Annotated in this window: 15 protein-coding genes and 2 tRNA genes; 12 read left to right on the forward strand and 5 right to left on the reverse strand. The window is 40.7% G+C overall.

Annotated features, from left to right (window positions below):
• Positions 1-59: 59 nt before the first annotated feature.
• Positions 60-133 (reverse strand) — tRNA-Lys (locus HXT53_RS01700).
• 436 nt (positions 134-569) lie between these two features.
• On the opposite strand from HXT53_RS01700, the gene HXT53_RS01705 reads away from it, so the two are divergent.
• The 10 genes from HXT53_RS01705 (at position 570) to murI (ending at position 18,830) form a co-directional block, all read left to right on the forward strand.
• Positions 570-6,575: a S8 family serine peptidase gene (locus HXT53_RS01705; protein WP_421780489.1), complete on the forward strand. Its 6,006-nt coding sequence runs from the start codon at positions 570-572 to the stop codon at positions 6,573-6,575.
• Between the two features lie 152 nt (positions 6,576-6,727).
• On the forward strand, positions 6,728-8,083 hold the full coding sequence (gene xseA, locus HXT53_RS01710; RefSeq protein WP_101891856.1) for an exodeoxyribonuclease VII large subunit: 1,356 nt from the start codon (positions 6,728-6,730) through the stop codon (positions 8,081-8,083).
• 109 nt (positions 8,084-8,192) lie between these two features.
• Entirely contained in the window at positions 8,193-8,501 is a 309-nt protein-coding gene (locus HXT53_RS01715; RefSeq protein ID WP_004112318.1) for an exodeoxyribonuclease VII small subunit, read from the forward strand.
• Between the two features lie 49 nt (positions 8,502-8,550).
• Positions 8,551-8,623: transfer RNA gene (locus tag HXT53_RS01720), tRNA-Arg, on the forward strand.
• 256 nt (positions 8,624-8,879) lie between these two features.
• Positions 8,880-12,290, forward strand: coding sequence for a mupirocin-resistant isoleucine--tRNA ligase (gene ileS / locus HXT53_RS01725; protein WP_101891857.1), 3,411 nt, complete (start codon positions 8,880-8,882; stop codon positions 12,288-12,290).
• A gap of 282 nt (positions 12,291-12,572) precedes the next feature.
• Positions 12,573-13,460 (forward strand): ABC transporter permease, encoded by an 888-nt coding sequence (locus tag HXT53_RS01730; protein WP_004115676.1) that lies wholly within the window; start codon positions 12,573-12,575, stop codon positions 13,458-13,460.
• A complete protein-coding gene (locus tag HXT53_RS01735) occupies positions 13,457-14,464 on the forward strand; it encodes an ABC transporter permease (RefSeq protein WP_174142743.1) in 1,008 nt (335 codons plus the stop codon). Before HXT53_RS01730 ends, HXT53_RS01735 begins: the two co-directional genes overlap by 4 nt.
• A 142-nt stretch (positions 14,465-14,606) precedes the next feature.
• Entirely contained in the window at positions 14,607-16,355 is a 1,749-nt protein-coding gene (locus tag HXT53_RS01740; protein ID WP_020760559.1) for an ABC transporter substrate-binding protein, read from the forward strand.
• A 16-nt stretch (positions 16,356-16,371) separates the two neighbouring features.
• Positions 16,372-17,997: an ATP-binding cassette domain-containing protein gene (locus HXT53_RS01745; protein WP_421780494.1), complete on the forward strand. Its 1,626-nt coding sequence runs from the start codon at positions 16,372-16,374 to the stop codon at positions 17,995-17,997.
• Positions 17,998-18,047: 50 nt separating this feature from the next.
• Positions 18,048-18,830, forward strand: a complete 783-nt coding sequence (gene murI / locus HXT53_RS01750; protein ID WP_004115668.1) for a glutamate racemase — start codon at positions 18,048-18,050, stop codon at positions 18,828-18,830.
• Between the two features lie 77 nt (positions 18,831-18,907).
• Here murI and HXT53_RS01755 read toward each other — a convergent pair whose 3' ends face one another.
• Positions 18,908-19,612 carry a vitamin K epoxide reductase family protein gene (locus HXT53_RS01755; RefSeq protein WP_004116863.1) on the reverse strand — a complete coding sequence of 235 codons (705 nt, stop codon included), beginning with the start codon at positions 19,610-19,612 and terminating at the stop codon, positions 18,908-18,910.
• Between the two features lie 81 nt (positions 19,613-19,693).
• Between HXT53_RS01755 and HXT53_RS01760 the strand changes: the two genes are divergently transcribed.
• Positions 19,694-20,581, forward strand: coding sequence for a PHP domain-containing protein (locus HXT53_RS01760; RefSeq protein ID WP_415690952.1), 888 nt, complete (start codon positions 19,694-19,696; stop codon positions 20,579-20,581).
• A gap of 8 nt (positions 20,582-20,589) precedes the next feature.
• On the opposite strand, the gene HXT53_RS01765 is transcribed toward HXT53_RS01760, so the two are convergent.
• Entirely contained in the window at positions 20,590-20,814 is a 225-nt protein-coding gene (locus tag HXT53_RS01765; RefSeq protein ID WP_004112344.1) for a DUF3107 domain-containing protein, read from the reverse strand.
• 82 nt (positions 20,815-20,896) lie between these two features.
• On the reverse strand, positions 20,897-22,441 hold the full coding sequence (locus tag HXT53_RS01770) for a phosphotransferase (RefSeq protein ID WP_421780497.1): 1,545 nt from the start codon (positions 22,439-22,441) through the stop codon (positions 20,897-20,899).
• Between the two features lie 151 nt (positions 22,442-22,592).
• Between HXT53_RS01770 and HXT53_RS01775 the strand changes: the two genes are divergently transcribed.
• On the forward strand, positions 22,593-24,176 hold the full coding sequence (locus HXT53_RS01775; protein WP_285064458.1) for an ATP-dependent helicase: 1,584 nt from the start codon (positions 22,593-22,595) through the stop codon (positions 24,174-24,176).
• Between the two features lie 125 nt (positions 24,177-24,301).
• Here HXT53_RS01775 and HXT53_RS01780 read toward each other — a convergent pair whose 3' ends face one another.
• Positions 24,302-26,128, reverse strand: coding sequence for a zinc-dependent metalloprotease (locus HXT53_RS01780; RefSeq protein ID WP_421780499.1), 1,827 nt, complete (start codon positions 26,126-26,128; stop codon positions 24,302-24,304).
• Positions 26,129-26,217 lie beyond the last annotated feature (89 nt).

A 26,217-nucleotide genomic window follows, 5' to 3' on the forward strand; every position in this document is an offset into this window, starting at 1 on the left:
TGAATAATGAAAAATCTAAATACGAAAAAACCCAAGCCGCAAAGCTTGGGTTTTGTTTGTGCCCCCTCAGGGATTCGAACCCTGGACACGCTGATTAAGAGTCAGCTGCTCTAACCAACTGAGCTAAAGGGGCGTTGGTCATTTCTTGAGCCGAGTAATAACTATACTCAGAATCGATTTATTTGCAAGTTACGGCGTGTCGTGTTTTGTTATTAGTGCTATAACACTTTTTGGTTTCACATTTTATATTTCGGAAAAATTTCGATAAGAAGTTTATCTAAAGTAACATATGTTTATAAATATAAGCAATATTTATAAAAAATAGTAACAAAAAACGAGTTTTGAATCTTTTGTGTGAACAACATGTTAATTTATAGTTGTATAATCAACGCAATTCTGAAAAATTTTCTCTTTAGAAATGGCTATATTTAGCCGTTCTTTGTGGGTTGATTCGTATTTTTTAACTGTTTATGCATAAAAATTTACATATTTATGTTTTTTTTTATTTTCCTCAATGCTAGGCTTGTGAAAAATATTTTATAAGTATTTCATTGAAGGAGAGCGTATTTATGAAGTTCAAAAGAGCATCATATTTAACTCGCTTAGCTGCATTAGGAGTTGCTACAGCAACCCTTATCGTGCCGCTTTCCGGATTAACTACAGCATACGCAGAAACTGTATCAAACGTAAATGTTAATAAAAAATCTGATAAAACCACAATTTCTGGTGCAAATAAATTGCTCAGCAAAGCTGCTGATTCAGGTCATGTGCCTACAGAAGCAGAAATTAAAAGAGCTATTAAAGATTTTGCTGAAAATAAAAAGAATGAAGGTACGGAAGAATCTTATAAAGGTTCATTGCTTGAAAAAGCTATAGAAGATTATAAAAAAGCGTATAAAAACGAATTTGACTTTAATTCTAAAGAAGAAGTAAATGTTGTAGTTACTCTTAAAGGTAAAGGTGGCATTGGAAAAAGTGTTGCTTCAGAACGTAAGAATCAACAAAATAAACTTCTCCCTCAATGGTGCAAAAAATATAAGATGAAGGTTCGCCGTCAGCTTGGATACTTGGTGAATGCATTTGAGGTAACCATGCCTCAGAATATGGTATTAGAACTTAGAAAAGAGCCTGAAATTGAATCTGCTCACAAAGCACGTAAATTCCGGACAATGGAAAACAATGCACGTGTTTTACAAGGTGTAGGTGAGGCTTTTAAAAAGTATAAGCTTGATGGCACTGGTATGCTAGTTTCAATTATTGATACCGGTATTGATATGAATCAGCCAGATATGAAGCTCGATGAATCTGCAAAAGCTCATATAAAAATGAAACCTAAGCCTGGTTTTACAGATAAAGTTCCTGACGGCTATAATTTTGCAGATCAAAACGATAATGTTAGAGATGATATTAGTGAAGAACAGCATGGCATGCATGTAGCTGGTATTGTGGCTGCTAATGGAGATGAGACAGGTAAACCAGCAGACAAGAATTGGCGTGTAGATGGTGTTGCTCCAAACGCACAGCTACTTGCTATGAAAGTGTTCTCGAATGAAGCTAGCAGATCTGGCGGTGCTGATGATGCTGATATTGCTGCTGCTGTTGAAAAATCCGTTGAGCTTGGTGCGGATATTATAAACATGTCGCTTGGTTCTATCAACGGCTTTAGTGGAGCCTCAAATATTACAGGTTTGGCATTAAAGAAAGCTAGAGCTGTTGGTGTGCTTCCAGTTATTTCTGCCGGTAATTCAGGTTTGAATTTTTCGTCTAATGGTGAAATAGATGATGTTTTTGGAAAGTTAGATGATGCGACTCTTGGTACGCCTTCTGCATTCCCTGAAGCTTTCAGTGTTGCTTCTGTTGAAAATTCAGTTATGACAGAGAAAAAAGCAACTTATAAAGTAGATGGTTCCAGTAAAGGTACAGATATACTTTATAGGTTGGCTACAGGCAAACCTGATGGTCAAGAGCGTGAAGTCGTTTCTGTAGGATATGGAAGATCATACGATGATGATTCAGATGATCCTGATATTGATGAGTACGATAGCGTAAATGTTCACGGTAAATATGTATTAGTTGAGCGCGGTAAAATCAATTTTGCTACAAAATTCAAGCATGCTTTTGAAGCTGGTGCCGCAGGTATACTTGTTTACAATAATGATAAAGGTACAGAACAATTCCTTGGTATGGCTGGTATTGAAGGATTTGGCAAAAAATTTGGAGTGTCGATTAGGCGTACTGACGCTTTAAAAATGCTCGATGATCTTAAGCAAAATAAGAAAGTTAAGATTTCTTTCAGCAATGATTATGTAAGCGCTCCAAATCCTGATAGCATGCATCCTTCAGGATTCTCTTCGTGGGGTTCAACGCCAGAGCTCGACTTTAAGCCTAATATCGCTGGTATCGGTGGTAACGTATTTTCTACTCAGAACGGTAAAGGCAATTATGTAAACATGTCGGGTACCTCTATGGCTGCTCCAAATGTTTCAGGTCTTTCTGCACTTATGGTGCAATATTATAAGAATCGTTTTCCTTCTATTAGTAGAGTAGAACGCGCAAAGAGAGCAACTCAAGCGTTGATGAATACTGCGAAGGTTCTTACTGATGATGGTAAAGATACGGGCGTTCCATATGTTCCTCGTCAAATCGGTGCTGGCTTGGCACAAGTTGACAAAGCTATGGATACAAATGTTATTGCTACTGTTAACGGTGAATCTTATGTTCCTCTTCGTGAAGTTAATGGTGAAAGAACTATTAAAGTAGATTTGCACAATTACGGAAGCAAAGATTTAACTTTCAACGTTCCAACTCAACAAGTATTAAATGAATCAAACGAAGCTAATAAAAATACTGTTACAAATATAAGTAAGAATGAGGATTTGACTCCTCAAAATTGCAATGGCAGTATTTTAGTAAAAGCTAATAGTGTTGCAACAGTTGAATTTAAGCTTAAGCCAAACACTAGTAGGAATCACTATATTGAGGGTTATATTCGATTTGAATCAAAAGATTCTAATCAACCAAACATCTCAGTTCCATATCTAGGTTTCGTTGGAGATTGGAATAAAGAGCCAATTCTTGTTGATCCTAGTAAGGAGTATTCTTCAGATATTAAAGCAAGTACAACTCTTGTTTCTGCGGTAAGTAATACTAATAAAGTAAAGGTGAATCGTGAGGGTGAAGCTACTAAATTAGGTTCATTCTCTCCTAACAAAGATAAGCTTTTAGACACTATCATTCCATCTGTAATGATGTTCCGTAGTGCTGAAGAAGTCAGATATTCTATATATGACAGTAAGGGCAACCTTGTTAAAGATTTAGGTTATGACAATTATCTTAGCCGTAGTGATTACAGGAGCCTTAAAGGAAATGCTCATGGTAATGAGAGTTCTACTGGTGAATGGGATGGTAGTGAATACGATCCTAAAACCGGTAAAGAGGTAATTGCTCCTGATGGAATATATACGTACAAGGTTACAGCAAAATTGTCTAAGAATTCTGATCGTTCACAAACCTACACTATGAAGGTTGGTCTTGATACCAAAGCTCCTAAGATTAAGGTTTCTGACCGTGACTCTAATGGTGATGTGATTATTACTGTCACTGACGATTTGAGCGAAACTTATGTGCCTGATATTCATATAAATGGCAAATGGTCTGCAGTTAGAAATGTAGATAAAACATGCCAGGAAAAAGATGACAAGGGTGCTTGTAAGTTAAACTTTGATCCTTCTAATCCTGCGACAAAGCATACTTATAAAGTTCATATTGGGTCTGATGCTAAATTCCTTTATGTCTCAACTAAGGATTCTGCTGAAAATAAAAGTGGTTATGTTTATAAGATTTTTAAGGATTCTAAGGATTCTAAAGATGTTGTTATAAATGGAGCCTCTAAGCTTGCAAGTAAGACTATGGCCATTAGATTCATGTCTAAATTCGATGGTGACAATAATCTTTATCTTCCTATCGGCGGTTATGCTTCCGATGATGTGAAAGATATTAAAGTTTCGGTTACCTATAAAGATAATGGGAATAAGACTGTAACTGTTGATGATGAGCATAAGAAATTCTTCAAAGATAAGTCAGCTTTTGCCGCCTATGTTCCTCTTGAGAACGGTGTTAATCATATTGTTGTTACAGGTTTAAACAATGAACGTAAGCCAATTGGTAATGATGAAGTTGATGTAACTTTCAATGCTCATGCTCCAAATATAACAGTAACCAATTTGAACAAAAATAATAATCTCGATGTTCTTAAAAACGGTGAGGTTACTATTAAGGGCAAAGTTACTGATGATAAAGGTGACAAGCTTTCGATGCATTTGGATTATGTTAAGACAGCGCAAACTCCTGATGGTGGTGTTTCCGTTGGTAGCGGTTCTTCTTCTGGAGAATTTGTAGATCCTGATGATGTAAAGCTTAATGATGACGGTTCATTCGAAGTTACTATTAAACCTGATGCTACTGCTTATACAGTTACTTTAACTGCATCTGATGGTGCGAATGATTCTTCTAAAGTGTTTGCTTTAGAAGGTCGTACGAAGCCAGTAGATAAGTTTGATAGTGAAGTTCATAGGATATTCAGCAAGGATTATGACTTTGAAATAGATAAGGAATCCGCAAATAAGTTTGAAGGAATTAACACTTATATAATTCAACCAAAATTGAAAGACGGTAAGCCAAATCCTAATATAAGTGGTAATTCCTTTACAGTAACAGGTAAAGTTGGACCTAAGATTTCAAACATAGTGTTCACGCCTTCTGCTGAAATAGTTGACGATCATATGAAATTGAAAGATCCTATTGTTGCTGTAATTAAAGATGGTCGTTTTTCTGTGACGCTTCCTATGCATGTTGGAATAAATGATTTCCGTATGCAACTTAAAGAAAAAGTTAAGAAAGAAGGGTCAACAGAGGAATTAGAGAGAAGCTTCCTTGATACTAAGGCAAGATTCTACTTTGACGTAAATCCAGCTAAGGCTGTGTTTAACGCACCTATTGTTTACGGTAATACATTGTTCACCAATAAAGATTCTGTGGACTTCAAGGGTTCTATGAGCCAGGATTGCTTTGGGTATTCTCTGTTTATAAACGGAAGTATAGTTAGTGAATTCTTCTCAACAGATGGTGGTGGTGAAAAGGTAAACAAGTCATTGTTTAACAAGAATTTTGCTGTAAAAGATAAGGATATTATTCATGTAGAAGTGAATAATACAACTGCTTCATCTTTGGAAACCTTCATACCTGTAGTTGTTGATAAGAAGGATCCTGAAGTTAATATTGGTGTGGAAAGCAATGAAACTATTAGTGATAATAGATCCATCAAGGTGAAGGTCAAGGATAATAATCTTCAACTTGCAAAAGTATATGTTGATGGAAAAGTTGTCGCTTCTGCTAAAAATAATCTAGTTAAGAAGAATATAGAAGATAATAGTAAAGATAATGCTGCTGTTGTTGCTAGCAAGCCGGGTGAGACTGAATTCAGTCTTGATATTCCAACTGCTGATTTAAATAACGGTAGTCATACTATTAGAGTAGAAGCTGTTGATTACGCGGGTAATATTACGACTAATACGAACGCTGATAGTGATACGGTTTCTAAGGTAATTGTGATTGACAGAAAGAAAGAAAAGAAAGATACGCCTCAAGGTCCATCTGAACATTCTGGCTCTTCTAATACTTCTGTAAATCCACCTGCTGAGTCGACTTCAGCGCCTAAGGCTCCTGAATCAATAGCAGATCTAAAACAATCACTTAAAGGTGATCTTGTAGTTGGTAATCGCTTGAATAACGTTGCTCGTGCTGGTAAGAGCAATCCTGTTGTTATGCTGATTGCTGGAATGAATGATTCTGCTGAATCTGGTTCTGAGTCTCCTAATGCTAAAGTTTCTAGTGATACAAGTGCATTCATTAACCAACTTAAGAAGAATAAGTTAGCTTATGCTTATGCTTACATTTATTCTTCGCCTGTGCTATTGCATGGTAAAGATGGATCTAAGTATGTAACGGTAACGTTAGGTGATGATGGGTTGCCTCGCTTCGACGCTAAGATCCCAGAAGGATATTCAGGTGAGTATACGATTGTTCTTCTTGATGAAAATGGTTCGCAGATTGCATGGACTACTGTGTGGGTTATTCCAGCTAATGCAACTTCATCTGAAGAAACAATTGCAGAATATAATCTGAAATATTCTGAAAATAATTTCGGAAGTTCTTCAGGAAGTTCTTCAGGATTTGGATTTGGTTCAGATTACGAGAATTATGGATATTCTAGCAATGCTGACAATGATTATTTGAGCTCTGGTTACGCAAATGCTAGTGGATCTGCAAATGCAAGCAATGCTGATGCTAACGGTAGCGGAAGTAAGAACGGAAGCGGATCTAAAGCTAATGGTGCTGCCAATTCTGGTGCAAGCAATTCTGCATCTTCAAAGGAAACTAATGCAAGTAGCATGCTTTCAAAGTTAAGTGCAACTGGTGTTGGAACAGTTTCCACTCTGGTTACAGTTACTTTGTTGATGCTAATTAGTGCTTTTGCGTTAATTGCTAGCAGATTGCGGAATCGAAGCATTAAATAATTGAATTTTAGATTCTGAAGTTGAATTTTAGATTCTATGATTCTAAATAATTAAATACTCCTCATGCTTAATCGCATGGGGAGTATTTTATTGTGGGCACTACTGTCGAGAGTTATCGCGTGTTTGTCCCTCTTTGCAGTCAAGCTGTAAACATGACCTCGTCAAATATGATGCCGCAATTATTCCAGGATGATGCTTCGCAAGATATGCCGCAAGATTCGCAGCAGACGATTATGTCGCAGCCGCGCCAAACGTTCGTTCAGTCGCAGTCGCAGCCGCGCCAGCTTCCTCTGAAGGCAGCCGACACGACTGCCGAAAATCCTTGGCCAGTAAGCGTTATAAGCCAAAAGTTCCATGGTGCTGTAGAAAAGTGGCCTGCAGCTTGGGTAGAAGGTCAGATTGTTGAAATCAATATGAGAAGGTCTACGTCTGGCTACATAACGCTCAGAGACAGTAACGAAGACATTTCAATCTCCATAATGGGCTTTAGCAAGTTTGTTCAGCAAGCGAAAGATTTGCGGCAGGGCGATAGAGTAGTTGTTCACGGCAAGGCAGATATTTGGGTAAAAGCAACGCGATTGAGCTTTGTTGCAGACGAAATTAGACGTGTTGGCGCTGGCGACTTAAAAGCGCAAATAGATGAGTTGCGCAAAAAGCTTAAAGGCGAAGGCTTGTTTGACGTGGAGAATAAAGTGCCTCTGCCTGAGTTCCCAAAGTGCATTGGTCTAGTGTGTGCGCCTCAAGCTCGCGCCGAGGGGGATGTTATTACAAACGTCAATTTGCGCTGGCCTGTAACGCGTTTTAAGGTGGTTCACGCTCATGTTCAGGGTGTGCAATGCCCAGCGGACGTAATTGCGGCCATTAAGCAGCTAGACGCAGACCCAGAGGTTGATGTGATTATTGTTGCGCGCGGCGGCGGTAGTTTTGAAGATTTGATTGGTTTTTCGGACGAAGGCGTGGTTCGCGCTACGGCTGCTTGCGTAACTCCGATTGTTTCTGCGATTGGTCACGAAGACGATTGGACGCTTATTGATTTGGCTGCAGATATGCGAGCTTCTACGCCTACAGACGCAGCAAAGCGCGTTGTTCCAGATGTTAACGAGCAATGGCAGTTGATTGATAACGCTTTGCAACACGCGCGCATGAGGATTTCTGCGCGAGTTGACAATGAGATTCGACTTGTTGAAGGCTACGCGAACCGTCCTAGCCTTACTAGACCGAGCACTATGCTGGAGCCGCATGAGTTGTTTGTGCAGCAGGCCGTTGAACGCATGAGGCATGGTTTGGTGCGGCTGCTTGACGACGCTAGTTTGACTGTTGAAAAAGCGCATGCCAGTATTACGGCTCTTAGTCCGCAATCAACGCTTAATCGAGGTTACGCAGTTGTGCAAATTAGCGGTGGGAAAGTACTCGATGATTCTAGTCGTGTAAAAACTGGCGATGATATAACTGTTACTCTTAAAAGTGGATTGATTACAGCTAGCGTTACTTCTGTAGAACAGTCGTAAAGTTGTAAAATCTAAAGCTGTAAAGTCGTAAAATCTAAAAGTCTTAAAAATAAAAACGCAAAAATTTTAAATAAAAAAATCTTAAATAAAAAATTAGAAAAGGATAATTATGAGCGACGAAACAAAAGACGCAGGTGCAAAAGTTGACGCTATTAGCACGCTTAGCAGTGAAGAGCGGGCTGCGATTAACGCAATGCCTTACGAAGAGGCGCGCGAAAAGCTTGTGCAAGCTGTTAAAGCACTTGAGGCTGGCGGTTTGACTTTGGATCAGTCTATGCATCAATGGGAGCTTGGAGAAGCGCTAGCAAAGCGTGCGCAGGGCTTGCTTGCATCGGTTCGCGCTAAGTTGGACGCGGCTCAAGCGGAGCAGTCTGCTACGGCTGCAACTGCTGGAACGCAGTCTAATCTTGAATCTTGAGCAGGTTATAGCGTGTAAACCACGCTATAGTGTATAATTGCCATTTGTTGCCTCGGTAGCTCAGTGGATAGAGCACCACTCTCCTAAAGTGGGTGTCGTCAGTTCGATTCTGATCCGGGGCACTTTTTGCTAATGTTAGGGGATAGTGTTAGATTGTTTCTAACTTAAGCGATGATCCGTTATCGGCGGGGAGTTTTCGGAAGAACGGCGAGGATTCGTAAGATCCTCGCTTATTAGAACCGACGGGGTTGGCCCGTATAGCCAAACACGAGAGGCTGCAAGAGTTGCGTAAGCATCTTGCAGCAAGCGAGGTGGTACCGCGGCAATAACTGTCGTCCTCGCAGGGAAATATTCACCCTGTTGAGCGAGGAGAGCACAGTGAGCGAATCCACTAATCCAGCAACTAGCGCGTGCGCAAATACGTCTGCAAATCACGTATATCCGAAAGCAAATGTAACTGCATCAACGCAAGAAAACGCCGGCGCGCAAGTTGCACCAAATCCTTCCTTCCCAAAGCTTGAAGAATCAGTTCTCCAATACTGGGATGCAAACAACACTTTCCGCAAGTCAATCGAATACCGCCCGTCTGGCAAAGGTAGCCAAAACGAGTTTGTGTTCTTCGATGGCCCTCCATTCGCAAACGGTCTTCCTCACTACGGCCACCTTCTCACAGGCTATGCAAAAGACGTGGTTCCGCGCTATCAGACTATGCGCGGACGCAAAGTAAACCGCGTTTTTGGTTGGGACACTCACGGACTTCCAGCAGAGTTGGAAGCGCAGAAGGAACTCGGCATCGAGTCGGTTGAGCAAATCGAAAAAATGGGCATCGCGAAGTTCAACGATGCTTGCCGTGCCAGCGTTTTGAAGTACACGAACGAGTGGCAAAACTACGTACATCGTCAGGCTCGCTGGGTTGATTTCGAGCGCGGCTACAAGACACTGAACATTCCATATATGGAATCCGTAATGTGGGCATTTAAGCAGCTTTACGATAAGGGCTTGGCTTACAAGGGTTACCGCGTGCTTCCGTACTGCCCGAAGGACCAAACTCCACTTAGTGCCCACGAGCTTCGCATGGATGCGGATGTGTACCAGAATCGTCAGGACACTACCGTTTCCGTGGCTGTTAAGCTTCGCGACGAAGACGATGCTTACGCAGTATTCTGGACCACTACTCCTTGGACAGTTCCAACAAACTTCGCAATCGTAGTTGGTGCAGATATTGATTACGTGGAAGTTCGCCCAACTGAAGGCAAGTTTGCTGGCAAAAAGTTCTACATTGGTAAGCCTTTGCTTGGTTCCTACACTAAGGAACTTGGCGAAAACTATGAGGTTGTGCGCGAGCTTAAGGGCGCTGAGATGGCTGGCTGGCGCTACTATCCAGTGTTCCCTTACTTTGCAAGCGATTCTGCGCTCGCTGAGGGTGGCACTCCTGGTCCTAACGCTTTTACGATTTTCACAGCAGATTATGTTGATACCGCTGAAGGTACTGGTCTTGTTCACCAGGCTCCTTATGGCGAGGACGATATGAACACGCTTAACGCGCACGAGATTCGCAGCGTTGACGTGCTTGACGCAGGCTGCAAGTTTACAAGCGATTGCCCAGATTACGAAGGCTTGTACGTTTTTGACGCGAACTTGCCAATTTTGCGTAACTTGCGTGCAGGAGACGGTCCGCTTGCTCAAATGCCGGAAGATCAGCGCGCGTTGCTATTCCAAGAAAAAAGCTACGTGCACAGCTATCCTCACTGCTGGCGTTGTGCAACTCCGCTTATTTATAAGCCTGTTTCTAGCTGGTTTGTGTCTGTTACGAAGATTAAGAAGCGCTTGCTTGAGCTTAATCAGGAGATTAATTGGATTCCTGGAAACGTTAAGGACGGCCAGTTTGGTAAGTGGCTTTCTAACGCTCGTGATTGGTCTATTAGCCGTAACCGATTCTGGGGCTCGCCAATTCCAGTGTGGGTGAGTGACGATCCAAAGTATCCTCGCGTAGACGTTTACGGTTCGTTGGATGAGCTTAAGGCTGATTTTGGCGACTATCCTCGCGACGACGACGGCAATGTGAATATGCACCGCCCATATATCGATCGCCTTACTCGACCAAATCCAGACGATCCTACTGGAAAGTCGCAAATGCACCGCATTACGGACGTTCTCGATTGCTGGTTTGAGTCTGGTTCTATGCCTTTTGCGCAATTCCATTATCCTTTTGAAAATAAGGACTTCTTCGAAGAGCACTTCCCATGCGATTACATCGTTGAATACATTGGTCAGACTCGTGGATGGTTCTACACGCTTCACATTATGGCTACGGCTCTGTTCGACCGTCCAGCTTTTAAGAATGTGATTTGCCACGGCATTGTGCTTGGCTCCGACGGTCAGAAGATGAGTAAGCATTTGCGCAATTATCCGGATGTGAACGGTGTTTTCAACGAGTATGGTTCAGATGCTATGCGTTGGTTCCTTATGTCTTCGCCAATTTTGCGCGGTGGCAATTTGATTGTGACTGCAGACGGCATTAGGGATACGGTTCGTCAAGTTATGCTTCCAGTTTGGAGCTCATATTACTTCTTTACTTTGTATGCGAACGCTGCAAACGGTGGTAAGGGTTACGATGCTCGCAGGCTTCGCGCGGACGAGGTTGCAGGACTTTGCAACATGGATCGTTATTTGCTTGCTCGCACGCGTTTGCTTGTTGAGCGCGTAGAAAAATGCTTGAACGAGTTTGCAATTAGCGATGCTTGCGCGGCAGTAAGCGATTTTATTGACGTGCTTACGAATTGGTATATTCGCGGCAGCCGCGACCGATTCTGGAATGAAGACGAGACTGCTTTCAACACGCTTTACACTGTGTTGGAAGTGTTTATGCGCACGATTGCTCCTCTTGCTCCTATGGAAGCAGAGGCTGTGTGGCGTGGTCTTACTGGCGGCGAATCCGTGCATTTGGCTGATTGGCCTTATTTGGTTGAGCCGCAAATGCTTTCAGATGGCGAGAAGAACCCTAAGGCTGGCGAGGTCACTGAGCTTGGTGCTGTTCTTGCGCACGACGATGCTTTGGTTGCTGCTATGGATAAGGTTCGCGAGGTTGTGTCTTCTACGCTTTCTTTGCGCAAGGCGGAACAGTTGCGTGTGCGCCAGCCGTTGGCAAACTTGACTGTTGTTGCAGAAAATACTGCTGCTGTAGAGCCTTACGAGCAGGTGCTTGAGCGCGAGCTTAACGTGAAGAATGTCACATTCTGCACTTTGCAAGATGCAAGCGAACACGGTTTGAAGATTGTTCACGAGCTTAAGGTTAACGCTCGCGCGGCTGGCCCTCGTTTGGGTAAGCAAGTGCAGTTTGCTATTAAGGCTTCTAAGAGTGGCGATTGGCGTGTTAACGAGTCTGGCGCTCCTGTTGTTATGACTCCAAACGGCGAAGTTGCGCTTGAACAAGGCGAGTATGAGCTTGTTAATCGCGTTGAGTCTTCGGATGCTCAAGCGGCTGCAAATACGGCTTCTTCTGCAATGCCAACTGGCGGTTTCGTTATGCTCGACACTGCTTTGACTAGCGATTTGCTTGCTGAAGGTTACGCTCGCGACGCTATTCGCGCTGTTCAAGATGCTCGTAAGGAAAACGGTTTGGATGTTACAGACCGAATCGCTTTGACTTTGAATGTGCCTAGCGTGGACGTTGCTAAAGTTGAGCAGTTCCGTGATTTGATTGCTAACGAAACTCTTGCTACAAGCTTAGAAGTTACTGAGGCTGATTCTAGCGCAACTGAGCTTAGCGTAAGTCTTAAGCGCGCGTAAAAAACACAACTAACAGCTAATTAACTAAACAAAAAACGTGCCGTTGTATGATTCATACGTCGGCACGTTTTGTTTGTCTTCGTATTTCGCATAAGTGTAGGCGAAATCGGGGTCGCGATACGCTCTAAGCGAAAAGTGAAGCAATGCGACACTCTGATTTTCTACACTTCCATACCTTCATATAAATTCGTTATGACAATAATACAAATTTATTCATGTTTGTATTTGTTAGTTTTATAGAAAAATTGCAATACGAAAGTGCAGGTAACGAAATGAGTGGCGATGAAAAGGGGCGGTGTATTTTATTCGCGTAGTAAGCGCGACTTATCAAGTGTTACCGCAATTGTTGGAATTGCAATAATATCACTGTTTGTTTTATTGGCGATTTTTGCCGACCTTTTTACTCTTATTACAGGTAATGATCCATATAGCGAAAATCCCGATGTTTTGTCGGATTCTTCGTTGCCTACAGGCATAGGCGGAATAAGCTCAAAACATTGGTTTGGCGTAACGCCATTGCGCGGAATTGACTTATTTGCAATCATCTCTCACGGCGCAAGAATCTCTCTTGGAATTGGCTTAGCTTCTACTGCAATCTCCGTTGTTTTAGGCGTTGTAATTGGCGTTATTGCTGGTTATTTTGGTGGTTTTGTTGATTTTGCAATTTCTCGCATTATGGACGTGTTCTTTGGGTTTCCGTTCCTAATCTTTGCGATTGCGCTTTCTGCGATTGTGCCTCAAACTTTCCCGCGTCCGCTTCTTTTAACTCTTATAATCGGCTTTTTTGGTTGGCCTAGTATGGCGCGATTGGTTCGCGGCGAAACACTTAGCCTTAAAAATCGCCATTTTGCTGTGGCTTCTAGAGTTATGGGCGCTAGTGCTTTTCATGTTTTGCGCAATCAGATTTTGCCAAACATGCTTCCAATAATCATTGTTAATACAACACTTTCTATACCAGGCCGTATTGCACTTGAAGCGGCACTTTCATTTCTTGGCGTTGGCATGAATCCGCCTTCGCCTTCGTGGGGACGCTCAATATCCGACGCAGTGCAGTGGGCATTGGTAGACCCGTGGTATTTAATATTCCCAGGTTTATCTTTGTCCCTGCTTGCGCTCGGGTTTAATATGCTGGGCGATTGGCTTTCTTCAAAAATGGAGATAGCAGCATGAGCGTTTTTCTTTACATTATTAGGCGCGTTGCAAGCGCTTTGGCTGTTATTGCTGTTATTGCAATGGCAATGTTTTTGATTTTCTTTATGACTCCAACAAATCCTGCTCAGCTTATGTGCGGCAAACCTTGCACGCATGAGCGTTTAGCACAAGTTTCTGCGTTTATGGGAACTGATTTGCCTTGGTATAGTCAGCTTTTTAACTATTTACAGGGTATTTTTGTTGGCCGTACTTTTGGCGATTCTGCATCTGCCAGCGCAATTGTTTGCGCGGCTCCTTGCTTAGGATGGTCTTTTGCGCTTAATGAACCTGTTACTGGTTTGATTTTTAGTCGTTTTCCAGTTACAGCATCAATCGCCATTGGCGCTGCTGTTTTGTGGATGATAATTGGCGTATTTGCAGGCGTTTTGCAAGCTGTTAAGCGTGATTCGTGGATTGACCGCTTAATTGTAGCAATATCTTCGATTGGTATTTCGTCTCCTACCTACTTAATTGGTTTGCTGGCGATTATTGCTTTTGCGGTTTACATTCCCGTTTTTCCTACGGGTGGATATGTTAGCTTCTTTGCTAATCCTTTTGACTGGGCTTGGCATCTGCTACTCGCTTGGATTGTTTTAGCGTTGATAAATGGCGCTTTTTATGCGCGCATTACTCGTTCTACAATGATTAGGGAATTTGGTAAAGATTATGTGCGAACTGCAATAGCAAAGGGCATGCCCGATTCACATGTTGTAGTAAATCATGCTTTGCGAAATGCGATTTTACCAATATTTACAATGTTTGGTTTAGATCTTGGCGGTCTTCTTGGTGGAGCGGTTATAACTGAGCGTGTGTTCTCTATGCACGGGTTGGGTTCGCTTCTTTTAGACGCTGTTAAGACTTTTGATTTGCAAGTTTTGGTTGGAGTTACGCTGTTTTCGGCCGCTCTTGTAATAATTGCAAATCTTATTGTTGACGTCTGTTATTGTTTGCTTGATCCTAGAGCGGCTAAAGTCGCCCTTTAAAGTGGTGATTAGTGAGCGATTAAAATCGCCAGCAAAATCGCCATTAAGGTTGCAACTAAAGTCGCTACTAAAGTCTTCTTTAAATCACAATAATAAAAATTTTTAATAACTTTATAACTTTATAAAAAATTAAGGAAAAATCATGCAAAATACACAAAATATACAAAATTATTATCAAATCATCAAAAAATTTAATCGCGGTTTTGCTCTAAATATATTAAGAGCAATTGCTGTAATTCTAGTGTTTTCGCTGGTTTATGCATTTTCTGCTTGCGGAACTGCTGTGCAAAGTGGTCAAAACCTACAAAAAAGACTACCAAATGCTTCTGTGCTTAATAGCAATCCAAAAAAGGGCGGAACGCTTACGATTCTAAGCTCTGAATCAAAAATGGATTTTGATCCTGCAAGAAGTCAGGGTTTGCCAATAACTTCTAATAGCCTAGTTTTCCGCGCTTTAACAACGTGGAAAGTAACGCCAAGTGGCAAAACGCGTGTTGTTGCCGATTTAGCAACAGATACGGGAACTGCTTTAGACGGCGGAAAAACTTGGAAGTACACTCTTAAAAAAGGCATTAAATACCAGGATGGAAGCCCAATAACGTCTAAAGATATTAAATATGGTCTTGAGCGTTCTTTTGCAAACTCGCTTACAGGCGGATTCGGTTACCACAAAGCGCTTTTGGAAGGCGCTAAAGACTATGCCGGTCCGTTTAGTGGCAAATCTTTGGATTCGATTGAAACTCCAGACAATCAAACAATCATTTTTAAACTAAATGCTGCTTTTGCTAATTGGCCTTGGGTTGCGTCTTTGGCGGCCTTTGCTCCCGTTCCGTTAAATTCTGGGAATGCGCAGGATTATGGTAAAAGCCCAGTTGCTTCTGGACCGTACAAAATTGTTGAAAACGAAGTTGGCAAGCAAATTGTTATGGTTAGAAACACTAATTGGGATTCCAGCGCGGATTCAATTCGAGCTAATTACCCAGACAAGATAATTTGGAAGCTTGGTGTTGATCCTTCTGTTGCTGCCCAATCTATGATTCAAGGCAATTCTGGCGCAGACAATGCTATTCTTGCAGATTTTGTGCCTCCAGCTCAACGCGCACAAGCTAAAGCAAGCTACAAGTCGAGCAATCTTTTAGTTACAAGCTGTGACGGAGCGTTGGAATATTTGGCCATGAACAATCGCCGTATTAAAGATGTTAAGATCCGAAAGGCGATTCAGTACGCTGTAGATAAGCAGTCGTATCAGCGAGCAAAGGGCGGTGCGGTTGCTGGCGGTTTTGCAACAACGCTTATTACTCCAGGCGTAAGCGAGCGCAAAGTCTATAATCTCTATTCTGCAAATCCGCGTGGGGACGTAGAAAAGGCTAAACAATTATTAAAGGAATCGGGTAAATCTAAACTAAAGTTTAGTCTTATTGCTCGCCCAGATCAGGCGCAAGTGGCATCTTCTATTCAAGCAAGCTTAAAGCGCGTTGGAATTGATGTTTCTATACGAACTGTGGATTCGCAGATTTTTACCGATATGATTACTGGCGATTCTGGCGACTACGATTTAGCTTTGTCTAAATGGCAGCCTGATTTTCCTTCTGCGTATGCAAATATTGGTCCGCTTTTTGACTCTTCGCAAATAGGCGGCGGCAATTGGAATATATCTCGCTACTCGAATCCAAAAGTGGATTCCTTGATTCGCCAAGCTGTTGGCGTTATAGATAAGTCGCGTGCAGATTTGCTTTGGCAGCAGGTTGATAAAGAGATTATGCGCGATTCTCCAATCGTTCCGCTTATTTACTCTAAGAACACTTATATTCACGGAAGCAATGTGGAAAACTTCTTTGTTGGGTCTTTCCCGGCTTATCCAAACTATGCGCGAGTTTCGCTTAGAAACTAGAAAAGGATTTAAGAAAATGTTGGAAAATCGCGAAAACCCAGTGCTTAGCGTTAGTAACTTGTCTATTGCGATTGGCAAAAATCAGATTACGCATAACGTATATTTAAACTTATATGCGGGCAAAATTAGTGCGCTGGTTGGCGAATCTGGTTCGGGAAAGTCCTTAACTTCGTTGGCATTAATGGGTCTTCTTCCAGACGATTTTAGTGTTTCTGGCAAAGCGGTTATTAATACAAGCGCTAATGACAGTTTGGATTTACTAAGCAATAATGCTCCGTATTCTTATATTCGTTCGGGGCTTATTTCAATGGTATTCCAAGAGCCATCTACAGCATTTAATCCAGTTATGCGCATTGGCAAGCAAATTGAAGAGTCATTAAAATATCATCACGAAAAGTTTGGCAAGACGAGCGCTCGCGCTAAAAAATCGCGAGTTCTTGATTCCCTTAGCGAGGTTGGCCTAAAGGATGTAAATCGCGTTTATAGGTCTTATCCGCACGAACTTTCTGGAGGGCAGCTTCAGCGCGCAATGATTGCAATGGCAATTATTAATCAACCTTCTTTGCTTATTGCAGACGAGCCTACAACAGCTTTGGATGTTACAACTCAGCGTAAGATTTTGCAGCTTTTGCGCGATTTAGCTAAAAAGCATAATATTGCGGTTTTGATTATTACGCATAATATGAGCGTTGTTAAGGCTGTTGCAAACACAGTTTATGTTATGAACAGTGGCAGTATTGTTGAAAGTGGGCTAGTTAAAGATGTGTTTTCTAATCCTAAAAACAGCTATACGCGATCTCTTTTAGACTCTATTGTTGATTTTGATATTAGTAATTTAGCTAGCGAATCAACTAGTTCGGAGGCTGGCGATTTTTGCGTAAACATTCAAAATGTTTCTGCTAAATATGCTAAGTATTCTAAAATTTTCAACCCTTCTAAATACGCAATAAGTGATTTGAACCTTAATATTTTAAGGGGGAAAACGCATGCGCTGGTTGGCGAATCTGGTGCTGGAAAAACAACGATTGCAAAGCTTATTTCTGGTCAGCTTAAGCCAGAATCTGGCAGCATAAGCATAGAGGGTCTTAATTTATACTCCGATTGCAAAAAACGCGCAAATCGCAAGATTTTAAGCAATATTGGGTTCATTTTCCAAGATTCTGGCTCGGCGCTAAATCCTTTAAAAACTGTAGGTTGGAGCATTGCCGAGCCTCTTATTGTCAATAAAAGTCTTAGCGAAGAAGAGCGCAAAAAGCGCGTGGAGCTTGTTCTTAATCAAGTGCATTTGCCATTAAGCTTAATAAACAGGTTCCCGCACGAGCTTTCTGGCGGTCAAAAACAGCGAGTTGGCATTGCGCGAGCGTTAATAAATCGTCCTTCTTTGATTATTGCAGATGAGCCAACTTCGGCGTTAGATGCAAATCATTGCCTAAAAATCCTAAATTTTTTAAGTAGCTTGCAAAAGCAGTACAACTTTTCGTGCTTGTTTATAACGCATGATTTGGCTTTAGTAAGCCGCATTGCTAGCCAAGTTAGTGTTATAAAAGGCGGAAGGATTGTTGAGCAGGGAAGCGTTAAAGATGTATTGCGTTTACCTAAAAATCCATACACGCGCAGTCTTATTGATGCTGTTTTGCAATGATTATGTTTGTGCTAAAAAGTACCATTGTAAGAGTTTATTAGGAGGTTTTTATGTCTTCGTGCGCTCCAATAGGTGTATTTGACTCTGGGTTAGGTGGTATTTCTGTAGTTCGTGAGCTTCGAGAAGCAATGCCAAATGAGCGCATTATATACTTTGGGGATTCTGCTAATGCTCCATATGGCATAAAAACTCCGCAAGAAGTGCGTGAGCTTAGTTTTAAGATTGTTGAGCATTTTGCAAGTCTTAATGTTAAAGCTATTGTTATTGCTTGCAATACTGCCACTTCTGCTGCTGTTAAAGATTTGCGTGAGCACTATAGTATGCCGATTATTGGCATGGAACCTGCTCTTAAGCTTGCTTGCGATTTAGGTGGCGGCAAGCCTCAGCGCGTGATTGTTGCTGCTACTCCTTTAACGCTTAAAGAGCGCAAGTTTGCGGAACTTATGAATCGTTTTACGCAAGATCACCAAATTTTTTCTAGACCGTGTCCAGATTTGGTAGAAATTGTGGAAAATGGTGATTTAGGCAATAAAAATATTGTTATGAGTGCTTTGCATAAGTATTTTGATTCTTATGATTTAAACAATATTGATTCAGTTGTTTTAGGCTGTACTCATTTTGTGTTTTATAAAAGTTATTTTCGCGAGTTTTTGCCTGATTGCGTGAAGATTGTAGATGGTAATGCTGGCACTATTCATCATCTTAAAAGCGTCTTAGATTCAATGAATCTTCTTGCGGATAAAGATGACGAGGGGAGTGTTTTGCTCACTAACTCCGATTCAAGCGATCGTATTGCTAAGCTATCGCAATCTCTGCTTAATAGTGACTGCTGATTATAACTTTAATTTAAATTGCAGCTTATAAATATGTGATGAAATATGTGATGAATTTAGTTGTATAAGCTTTTGATTCAACTAAATATAGCATGACCGTATTTGCTTAAAATTAATAGCACGATTACGAATATCCATAGTGAGTCTACGATTAAATCGTAGTTAATTCTGTAATACGCGTTTAGAATTTTATTTTTTAATCCAATTCCTTGCGCGCTAACTGTTGCGTGGCTAAGTGACATGAATTGTATAGTAGTGCAAAACATTAGTACTAAGCACCATGGGCAAAGAACTTGTATTACGAACATTGATTGAGAAAACAGCCAATACGCGTACAAGAGTGCGCATAATCCGCCTATCCAACTAAATATCGCTAGCCATTTTGGAAGTTTTACTTTTGCTATTCCGACTACAGCAAGTGTTACAAATACGCTTTCGGCTGCTATTCCAAAGAAGGCGTTAGGGAAGCTTAGTTCGCCAAATCGTATGAATTCTGCTTGCCATGTTTGAGCTACTTTAGAGCATGATACGAGAGTGTTTATATCGCATCCAAGCGCTTTGTGCGGTGTGCGCGCAAGAGCTAAAGTTTCAGAAGATAATATTAGAGATGTTAGAAGGGCTATTGCAGAAGTAACTAGCATAATAGCGTAAACCCAAGTAGCAGAATGTCTCCAGCCTTTTAATGAGTTTGTTTCGTAAAGTGTTTTTTCGTCTACATTGTTTTCCGTTTTAGATAGCTCATTTATATTTGTGAGTTCTGTTTGTGAATTACAGCTATCCATAAGTACTCCTGTAAACGCTAATAATGTAGGGATTAATCGTTTATAAGATAAACGTTACATGCCACAGTTTACGATAATTGTATGACTGTAACTAGCACTAGCGCTGATATTGATTTTTTTGCAAACACTGATGAGAATAATTCTGGTTGGGATTTGCATTGTCATACCTTTTATTCCGATGGCACAAAGTCGCCAGAAGATTTGGTAAATGAAGCTAAAACTATTGGTCTTAAAGGTGTGGCTATTACAGATCACGATACTACTGCTGGTTGGAGTGATTTTAAAGAAGCTGCTAATATTGCGGATTTTCCAGTTATTTTTGGATCCGAAATCACATCTGTAGAAGGTAATATATCGGTTCATATGCTTGCTTATCGTTATAATCCAAATGACGAGTGCATTATTGAGATGTTTGATTTAACAAGGAAACGTCGTTTAAATCGTACGCGTAAAATGGTGGAGCTTATGTCGCACGATTTTCCGATTACTTGGCAAGATGTTCTTGATCAAGCAGGTAAAGGGAATCTGACTACGATTGGCAGACCGCATATTGCCGATGCATTGGTTGCTGCAGGTGTTTTTGAAACAAGATCTCAGGCTTTTGCAGGACCAGTAGCGCCTCATGGACCTTATTACATTCCTACGCCTTCTCCTAGTGTTGATGAAGTTATTAAAGTTATTAAACATGCTGGGGGAGTAAGCGTTATTGCACATCCTGCGGATTATAGTAGGAATCCTGTTATTCTTTCAGACTCTCAAATTGCTCATTACGCTAGTTTAGGTCTCGATGGTTTAGAAGTATATCATCGTGGTAATTCTTTAACGCAAAGACAAAGACTATTTGGATTAGCAAAAGACTTGGATTTGCTTGTTACTGGCGGCTCCGATTGGCACGGAAGCGGGAAACCAAATAGTCTTGGTGAAGAAACAACTAGCGACGAAGTAGTGAGTAAAATACTAAATCGCTAGTTTTGTAATCACAATGCGTTGAAACCAACAGTGTGTGTTGGTGTGTCTCCGATTATTGCATAGGCAAAAGAGTTGCTAGGTACAACAATTTTCCTGTTATTTTTATCTGTAATGGTGATTAATTTTTCGTCTTTGATTGCATTGGTTATAATATTCTGCACGTCTTCTTCGCTTTGTTCTGATTCAAAGCTGATAGTGTCGTTTACGTGTTTAACTCCGATTGTTACCTTCATTTTGTTTCCTTTAATACTTTTGATACTTTTAATAATTGGTTTCTTTGATTTTACTTAATATTTAGCATCTAATATTTAGCATTTACGAATTACTCAGTTTGTTTTTAGCATCTTTAATAGCTTGATCTGCATCTTTTAGCATTGGGATAATAATAGTTGCTGGCTTATCTAAATCTTCATTGTTATTTTTGCCAGTATTTTCTACATTGTTATCTTTGCTTTCGATGCTGTTATTGCTCTCAATCTTGCTTTCGATGCTTCCGTCACTATTCTTGTTGCTATTATCGGCGTTATTGATAATGCTATTTATAACTTGTGTTTCTAGATTATCAGCAACAGATGTAGTTTTAGTAGCATTCGTATTATCAGACTCTTTGTAAGAATCTTCTTGTGCTTGTGAATTTGAATAGTTCACTTTTGTAGGGTTTTCACTCGTGCTGTCGTTATTGCTGTTTAAAGCAATTGTCTGACTTTTAGCACTTATATTGCTCTCATTTGTGGCATCAGAAGATTCAATAGTATCGTCTTTAACTATATCTCCTACTGTTAGAGAAGACGCAGGATTTGCGCTTGAATTGTTGTTTTGATTAGCATTTGCGTTTCTAGAATTGTTTATACGCGTAAGCTCGTGAGCAAGACGTTCTACTTGTGCTTTAAAGCGCATGATCCCAGTTGTATCCGCACGCTGCAAAGCCTGAACAAAGTCGCCAACCTGCTCCATTTGAAGCCATAGGTTTGCGCGAAGCATAATCATGCTGTCTAATCTGGCTCCCAGCATTCTTCCGTAAGCGCTAAGAAGTGCATTCCTATGCTGTTCATTAAGTTTTGCAAAAATCCACGCTAAATCTCGCGCAGGATCGTTGATTTGCATGCTCTGCCAATTGGTTATTGCAGTAATCGTAGATCCAGAAAATAGAAAATCTCCATCTTTAAAACCGCCGTGAACAGGGCAAGTGTCAAATGCCCACAATCCATCGGTTTCAAGCACTCTAGACCAGTTATCGGTGATTTCAGTGGGAATGTGACCAGCTTGACGTAGTCTTTTAATCCAAGATGTTAATTGTGCTCGAATCTGACCAGTAGTAAAAGTAGGGTAGCCGCCTTTTGTTAAAAATGCTGGGCTTAGTCGGTGAATTGCGCCCATGGCTGTGCCAGCGTTTACGCAATCGTCTGTTGTAAGAAGGCTTAATTCTCTAGCGCTTCCGTTTAAATGTGGGCAAATCAATACTGTTGGATTATTAAAATCTGCTTGCCCAAGTTTTTCGCCATATAAGCTGTTTGAATCAGATTGGTTATTTTCTTGAGCAGCTTGTGCAGATTGTACAGATTGCGCAACTTTTGTATTTTGCGTATTTTGATTGTTCTGGTTTGAAAGGGAGCCAGGAACAAACTTAAGCATTTCTTCGTGTGCAAATCCAAGAGCTGCAAGTCCTTTGGTTTTTTGCAGCACCCATGCTGCTCTCGCTCTGTCGTGTAAGCGTTTTTGCCCTTTTTCCTCGGAGCTTACAAAAATGTCATAAAGGTTACCAGAAACGTCTTGAATAACGGCATGAGATATTCCCGCAGCGGCATCGGTGGCGTTTGCCTGCTCACTTTGGCGGGTTCCGGCGAATTGTACTTCTGGCATGACCGATGAGGCCAGCGCTACCAACTTGAATCTGCTTATCTGTGTCACAGTTCAACAGTAATACAAAGCAGCGAGATATAGTCAAATAACCTTTAACCACATTTGTGTTTTAATCTTTTATTTTTTCTTTGTTTGCTGTAACAATAGAAATATGATTTCTTCTCCAGAGTCATTATTGAATGATTTAGATGATTCACAGCGTGCAGCAGCCATGGCGTTAAATGGTCCTGTTCGCATTGTGGCGTGCGCTGGTGCTGGTAAAACTCGCACTATTACACGCAGAATAGCGTATGCGTGTGCTAAAGGAGAATGGGATGAAAATCGCGTTTTGGCGGTAACTTTCTCTGTAAAGGCTGCTAAAGAAATGCAAGAACGTCTTAAAAAATTAGGTGTTAATAATGCGACTGTTGCAACTTTTCATTCTGCAGCATTAAAACATTTACGTAAGGTATGGGATTCAGTGTGCTCAGCTCCTTTTCCAAGAATAATGGATGATCCTAAAGAAGTTACAGAGCAAGCATTGATTCATTACACAGATCTTGCAAATATGACGTCTGTGCAAATAAGAGATATTATTTCAGAAATTGATTGGGCGAAAGTTTCGCTTATTGCACCAGATGATTATGCGAAAGCATATGCTTGTGTTCATAGAGAACTCCCTGCGGGCTTAGATGTTAAACAATTCGTAGAAGTTTATAAAGCGTACGAGATTGAAAAAAATACGCGTAATCTTATTGATTTTAACGATTTGCTCCTTTTAACCTGTCATATTTTAAGATCTTTCCCTAATGCTGCTAAACAGATTCGTAGTTTAATAGGTTGGGTTACTGTTGATGAGTATCAGGATGTTTCGCCATTGCAACATGAGCTTCTTGTACTATGGTTGGGCGATAACCGCAATATTTGCGTTGTTGGAGATCCTGCCCAAACCATCTATTCTTTCGCTGGCGCTAGTAGTTACGATTTACTTGAGTTTCCAAACGAATTTGCACCAATCTACGCTGATATTAGTTTGAATACGGATTACAGGTCTACAGAACGTATTGTTGGTCTTGCTAATCGTGTTCTTTCACAATCTGCGTGTAGGCGTGATTATTTAAAATTAAAATCAAATATTAAGGGTGGCGCTCGCGTTTCCAAAAGTATTTATAATACTGATTACGATGAGGCTCTTTCTGTTGCTCAGCAGATTTCTAAAGCTGTTAAATCGGGGGATGCGCTTCCTACGGATTTTGCTATTCTTACGCGCACTAATGTTCAGCAGAATATGTTTTGTAGAACATTAGGTAGCTTGGGCTTACATTTTTCTGTTAAAAAAGATGCTGGTCTTCAACCTGATGTGCTCGATAATAATATAGATAATACAGAAGTAAGCAATTCCAATTCATCGGTTGCTGGCGACTTATCCTTTGCTGATACAGATAATAAGTTTGTAGATAATGTTTCCGAAAAGAAGCATGTTGATTTAATTAAGAAATCTTTACTTCCTGTAACTATATCTACAATTCACGCGTCTAAAGGTTTGGAATTTAAACACGTTTTTTTGGTTGGCTGTTCTGAAGGTCTTCTTCCTTTTGGATCTTCTGTTAGTAGAAGTGAAGATGAGGATGAAGAAGAACGCAGACTTATGTATGTTGCAATAACAAGAGCGGAAAAAACCTTGCATATTTCTTACTCTCTTTGCAAGGATTATGGAAGTGGTATGCAAAGAACTGTAAGTCATTTCTTAGAATAATTTGTTTAAAATAATTCTAAGAAAATCGCAAGTTTTTCCGCTCTGTTTTATTATTTCTATTCATTTATTATTCATTTGTTATTTATTTATTGTTATTTATTATTTATTTATTTATTATTCACTTATTATTTATTTATATCTGAATTGGGATTTGAATCAGAATCAGTTTCACCGTTATCTGAATCTTCGTCAGCATTGTTGTTTGCGTCATCAGATTCGTCGTCAGACGTGTCATTAGATGCTAACAGTTTGCTTAATTCATCGTCCCAATTCACATCTTTGAGTTTCTTTTCTAAATCTTCACTATTCTTGAAGTCTTCCAAATTAGGCATATTCATGCTTGATTCTTTTGACTCTTTATTTGTTTCAGTTTCCGATTCAGAATTAGACTCAGCATTAATTTCAGCATTAGTCTCAACATTATCATTTTTCTTATTTTCATAAGAATTTTCATGTTCAGACTCGTCGTTATCAATCTTAGAAGCTGACGACTCTTCATTATCTGTAGAATCAGCCTCATAGGATTTTCTTGCCTCATCTTTGTTTGTAGAATCTGCAGAATCTATTTGCTTATTATTATCTGTGCTATTTTCATCTGTAGTATTCGTTTTTTTATCACTTGCGTTTGCCTCATCCTGAGACTCTGGTAAATCAGGCAAAAGATCAGGATGATTCCACATAGAGTCTCGCTCCTCAATGCCTTTTTCGTTTGTGATTGAATCCCATAATGCTGCAGCTTCTCGCATTCTGCGCGGTCTTAATCTCAATCCGATAAGAGATTCAAAAGTTATTTCCGAAGGTCCACCTGCAGCGCGCTCGCGTCTCATCATCTCTCTAAGTTGATCGATGTGTGGAATATGTGCCATTCCAGCACGCCAAATAACGCAATCAACCCAGCCTTCTGTAAGAGCAAGAAGTGTTTCCAGTCCTTTAAGAGCTTGTTTTTGACCCTCTGTTTCTGTATCTGCAACTTTAGAAATATCCACCGCTCCAGAAACAGCTTCTGGATCCATTTCTTGAATATCTCTGAGCTGGTCTTCTACAGCATCTAAGTCAATAGAAATACCATCTGCATACTTTATAATCAGAGCTTCAAAACGTGGCATAAGCCATGGTACAGACGCAAACAAGCGAGCGTGTGCAAGTTCGCGTAAGGCAAGATAATTCATAACTTCTGTTACGTCTAATCCCCAGGTTTTTGCATAATCTATGCAATTGTATGGAATAAGACCTCCAGCTGGATTGTTAAGTAGTGCTATACCTTGATCGAAGCTTCCGTGAACCTCGTGGGATAATGCTCCAGCAGCGTATCCTAGTTGCATTGCAAAAGATGTATTTCCGAGCAATCTCATAAATTGGTCAGGTTGTTTTGCCTCATCTGGCATAGGAATTGGCATAATTCCATCGTATATGCCATCCACTTCTGTATCTTGCGAATCGCCGAATCTTGCGGATATTACGCTTGTAAAAGCCTCGCACACAGATTTTGCAACAGGGTTTGCAAACTTAACCCACGAATCTATTGTTCCTTCAATCCAATCAGATCTAGAAAGAATATCAGGTGTTCCTGGCGCAGGATTTAAGTTGCAACTTGTGTCTAGCCACAAGTTTGCTTGGCTAAGTGCTCTTCTAGCACAGTCCGCAACTTCAGCGTTTACGGTTCCTCCGTCGCTTGTTGATCTTTGAATAGCGATAGATTGTGCAAGCTTTTTATTTATTGGACCGTCTTCGAGAGTCACTCTCATTTCAAGAGGATTGTTTAATCCTCCTGTAGAAAAAGCTTGCATCATGGCGTGAACTTCGCCTGGTGTTGGAAGTCCTCCAATTCCACACCTTTCCTTGATGTGTTCGCGTATGTCAAAAGGGAGGTTCTCAAAGTTGTGCCATGCTTTTTCGCCTTGTTCAGAACCAAAGCAATCGACGAGCCACTGGTGAATTTCTTCTTCGCTCATAGTTAAGTCCTTACAGTCTTAGTTAAAAGTCATCTAATATTTTCACGTTATTTCGTATTCATTTATTAGTGTGACTTTTTGCAGCTTAT

Origin of the sequence: Gardnerella sp. KA00390 (assembly GCF_049244075.1) — a bacterium.
GTDB classification, from domain to species: Bacteria; Actinomycetota; Actinomycetes; order Actinomycetales; family Bifidobacteriaceae; genus Bifidobacterium; species Bifidobacterium vaginale.